Here is a 4,450-nt window from a genome sequence, read left to right on the forward strand (position 1 = left end):
GAGCTGGCGCTGCCCCTCATCCCCTGCCGGACCTTCTCCCCGTAAAGAACAGGGAGAAGGAGGATGGCCGCGACGCCGACGCCCCCTCTCCCCGTCCTTACGGGGAGAGGGTAAGGGTGAGGGGCAGCGATACGGGCTCAAGATCTATCTGGCTCTGGTGCGGCGGCTTTGATTTCGCTGGATCAGGACGCGGAGCCAGCTGTCTGGTCTATCGCTGATCAAACGAAAACATTGAGGGAAAACGATGAAAAAGACCGTTGAGACGATCCGTGGCGACAGCGAAGGCATCGCCTACGAACTCCCGGTCTACCACATCGCCGGATCGTCGGCCGACGCGCCGTCAGCCTATATCCAGGCGGCGCTGCATGGCGACGAGCTGCCGGGCGTCGTTGCCATCGATGCGCTGATGCCCAAGCTGCGCAAGGCTCAAAGCGAAGGCCGCGTTCGCGGCAAGCTGACAATCGTTCCGCGCGCCAACCCGATCGGCGCCAATCAGCTTTTGTTCGGTGCATCGCAAGGCCGCTTCGACCTTGGCACGCGCGTCAACTACAACCGCGACTTTCCACTGCTCGAACGCCCCGATGCCTCGCTTCTGCCCGGCGACGATGTGCCGATGACGGCCGACAAGCGGCTCAAGGCGCGCCTGCTCAAGCTTTCGCTCGGCCATGACATCGTGCTCGACCTGCACTGCGACGACGAGGGTGTCGCCTATCTCTACGTGCCTGAGGAGCTGTGGCCGGCGATGGCCGACTGCGCGGCCAATATGGGCGTCGACGCGGTCATATTGTGGGGCGGCCAGTCGGGCTCTTCCTTCGACGAGGCCTCGCTGCACCCCTATCTCAAAATGCCGCGCAAGGAGGCCAGGCTCGAAAGCCGCGCCGTCACCACGGTCGAGTATCGCGGCGTCTCCGACGTCTATTCTGACATTGCCGAGGCCGACGCCGAAGGGCTCTACCGGCTCCTGGTGGCGCGCGGCGTGATCGCCGACACCTCGATCGAAACCAAAACGACGTTCGAGGGCGTGGTCGCCCCCATCGACCATATCGAAATGGTAGCAGCCCCTTGCGCCGGCGCGATCCTCTACCACGTCAAGCCGGGTGAAACGGTCAAGGCTGGCGCACACCTCGCCACCATCGTGCGCGCGCCCGGCGAGGATGGCGGTCGGGTGGACGTCTTCGCGCCGCAGGACGGCTACATCCTGACGCGCCGCTCGCACCGCGCCACGCGTGCCGGCGACGATCTGGTCAAGCTTGTCGGCGTAGCCGCGAGCGACGATGCGCGGTCAGGGGCGCTGGAGGCTTGACGTTTGGCTCTCGACGCACGCCCCAACTTGCGTTTGACGTGACCTGAATTCATCATCCCCGGACGTTACCGCGCAGCCGCGCGGAGCCATTGCGTCAGGCTCGCCAGCGCCGGCTCCTGGCTACGGCTGAACTTGATGGACAGGTAATAGCTCGCCCCAGTCGGCATCGGCTCGCCGGATAGCCTTTGCAAGGTTCCTTCGGCGATGCCGCGCTCGCCAAGGAAGTCTGGAACCAGCGCCGCGCCAATGCCGGCTCGGGCCATATCGAACGCCTGCTGATAATGCGTGCACAGCTTCCAGCTCTCCTTCTGGAAGGTCGAAAGCTCAAGGCCGTTGTGGTGACAGAAATCGATCCAATCGGCGCCCACTGAAGACGGCGAAACTTCGGTGGTGATCAAGGGGCACGGCCAGGGACCCAGATCTCGGGGAGCAACGGCGATCAGTTGGTCCCGTTTGAGCAGAACGCTCCGATATCCGCGCTGCGAAGGCATGGACGTGATGAAAGCATCGGCGATCCTGTCGCTTATCTCATCTTCCTCGCTGACCGTGATGAGCTGCAGATCGATGTCAGGGTGCCGGGTGAAAAAATCAGGCAGCCGCTCGACGAGCCAGCCGCTCGCGAAGGTCCCATAGACGGCAAGGCGTACTGTTCCATTGGCCGCGCCGACAATCTGCGACGTCGAGCGCTCGATGAGATCGAAGGCACGGTCGAGTTCAAGCGAAAGGCGATGCCCGGCGCCAGTCAGCACGAGGCCGCGCCCCTGCCGTTCCACTAGCCGCTCTCCAAGTTCCTCGCTCAATCGTCGGATCTGGTGACTGACCGCGCTTTGCGTCACGCCAAGCTCTTGGGCCGCATGGGAAACGGAAAGATGCCGCGCAACAGCTTCGAAAGATTGAAGAGCCCGCAGTTGCGGCATCGACCGCTTTTTTGTCATGACATATGAATTCCACTCAAGTGAGTTGACTGGAATTCATTATCTTCACCTGTGTCAATGCTCTAGTTCATCGTCGCACCGTCGATCGGCTGCGAAGGAGACCTATCGGTCCGACTTCGGACCTATCGCTGGACATGGATTTTCTGAATTGACCCAATGACCAAGAACTTGCGTATAAACAGACCGACTTTGGAGCCGGAAGACGGGGAGTATCTGGCGCAATGCCAGTTCGCGATCGAGCCCTCGCTGGTCAAGCTTCTGAGCGTTGCCGAGATGGCGGGATGGGATCGGACCCATGTCGTGCTGGCTGCCCTGACACTCTGCGCGGAGCTGGCTGAGCTGCCTGAAAGCCCACAGATCTTCCAGTGAGCCACCGCGGAGATGGGCCGTCTCAATCGTCGCCCTGCCGATGTGAGTTCTCTAGTCGAGATTGCGCCCTACAGAATGGACCCGGCGCAGGAGCCCAGACTGGATCGCCGTGCATCCATCCGGGGCACGGGCAGCTCGCCTACTCCCCGTAAACCAGCCTGTCCTGCCGCGCCCTGAGTTCGGCGATCTTCGAGCCCGGCTCGACGGCGGCGTTGGCGTAGGTGATCAGCTCACCCTTCCTGATCGGCTTGGTCACCGTGCCGCGCTGCAGCAGCCCGCACGGGATCGCCTTTGCCGCGCGCGCTTCGGGCGCGGTCATGATCCAGGCGCGGTAGCAATATTCGCCGATGGCATCGAGTTTTTCGCCCGGCTGCATGTCCTTCTTGGCGACAGCGCAGACATCGGCGACGGGCTTTGCCAGCGGCACCATGTCGGCCTTGCCGTGCAGCACCACGCGCGCGCAGGTCAAAGGCACTTCGAGCGAGGTCAGGTGGTAAGGGCGGTGGAAGGTGAAGTAAGGGCCGTGGCCCATCTTCAAATCTTCCATGCGCTCGGAAATCCTGGGATGCGACATGTCGGCGATGACAAACACGCCTGGCGCGACACCCTTGCCGATCGAATAGTCGACGACGCCGACCCTCGACAAGACGCCGCCATCCTTTTCGGGCACCAGCACCTTGGATAGCTGGTCGAGCGTCGCCGAGGGGCCGTGCATGCCGGCCTTGTCGGGCACGAGCCCGGTGGCATTGGCGATCGCCGCCATCTCGACCATGGTCTTGGAGCCATCGACGAACTCGACAAGCATGCGCACATTCATGTTCCGCCGCGTCGCCTCCTCGACATAGTTGTCGGGAATGGCGTCGATGTTGAGCGGGTTGTTCTTGCCCTTGCCGGCGGCAACGACAGTGTGGCCCATCGCCGAGACGAACTCGATCAACTCCATGCACGACGATGGCTCGTCGCCGGCGCCGAGCGAATAGGTGACGCCGAGCCGGTCAGCCTCGGATTTGAGATAGGCGCCGATGGTGACGTCCGCCTCGACGTTCATCATGACGAGATGCTTGCCGTGCTCCATGGCGCGCAGGCCGATCTCCGCACCGACAGCCGGAACACCGGTCGCGTCGATGACGACGTCGATCAGCCCGCTGTTCAGGATCAGGTCCGCGTCGCTTGTGACCGCGATCTTCCTCGCCTCGATGGCATCGTTCAGCGCCTCAGCGTTCGACACCTCGCGGGAATGCCCCGGCTCCTGATAGGCGATCTGGGCCGCCTTCATCGCCGCTTCGGGGTGGAGCTCGGATATGGCGCCGATCTCGATGCCCGGCATATGCGCCACGCGGGTGACGATGTCGGTGCCCATCTCGCCGCAACCGATCAGGCCGATGCGGATTGGCTTGCCCGACTTTTCGCGCTCGACGAGATCGCGCGTCAAGCCCACCGGAGCGACGTTGATGGTCATCTGATTGATCTCCCGCGCAAGCGAAGCATATATCTCTAACGCATCGGCCCGAATATCCGAACGGATTTCGGAAAGCACGATGCGTCACTTTAAAATGTTGGAGCGTCCTTTGCGCGTCCCAAGGGACGCGCGGCGCTCTAACGCGACGGGTATTGAATTATGGCCGCCTGTCAACTCGAATGTCGGATCGGCCCCCTGAGCTGGCGCTTTGTCAGGAGTTTGCTGACGCCAAGTTGTCCCCGTCGCGGCTTTGGCATTATTGTTGCTGCGCTTTGCCGGCAGGTTTTCGGGTGGAGCCGGATGTCCAAATCGGCCAAGCCTAGAAAACGCAGCATTTGAAATGCGGTAGACGCCGATCCGGAATCAATTTCTGAAGATCGGCGC

At 62.3% G+C, this 4,450-nt stretch carries 4 protein-coding genes; 2 read left to right on the forward strand and 2 right to left on the reverse strand.

Annotated elements, in window-relative coordinates; genetic code table 11:
* The first annotated feature begins 244 nt into the window (after positions 1-244).
* Complete coding sequence (locus AC1DUU_RS24290) at positions 245-1,303, forward strand: M14 family metallopeptidase (protein WP_476785941.1); 1,059 nt, start codon at positions 245-247, stop codon at positions 1,301-1,303.
* Positions 1,304-1,368: 65 nt separating this feature from the next.
* Here the strand turns inward: AC1DUU_RS24290 and AC1DUU_RS24295 are convergent, their stop codons facing one another.
* Positions 1,369-2,220, reverse strand: a complete 852-nt coding sequence (locus AC1DUU_RS24295; RefSeq protein WP_476785942.1) for a LysR family transcriptional regulator — start codon at positions 2,218-2,220, stop codon at positions 1,369-1,371.
* 174 nt (positions 2,221-2,394) lie between these two features.
* Here AC1DUU_RS24295 and AC1DUU_RS24300 point away from each other — a divergent pair, with 174 nt between their 5' ends.
* Complete coding sequence (locus AC1DUU_RS24300) at positions 2,395-2,607, forward strand: hypothetical protein (RefSeq protein ID WP_476785943.1); 213 nt, start codon at positions 2,395-2,397, stop codon at positions 2,605-2,607.
* 139 nt (positions 2,608-2,746) lie between these two features.
* Here the strand turns inward: AC1DUU_RS24300 and AC1DUU_RS24305 are convergent, their stop codons facing one another.
* A complete protein-coding gene (locus AC1DUU_RS24305) occupies positions 2,747-4,066 on the reverse strand; it encodes an NAD(P)H-dependent oxidoreductase (protein ID WP_476785944.1) in 1,320 nt (439 codons plus the stop codon).
* Positions 4,067-4,450 lie beyond the last annotated feature (384 nt).

This window comes from Aminobacter sp. P4_H6_2 (assembly GCF_056400805.1).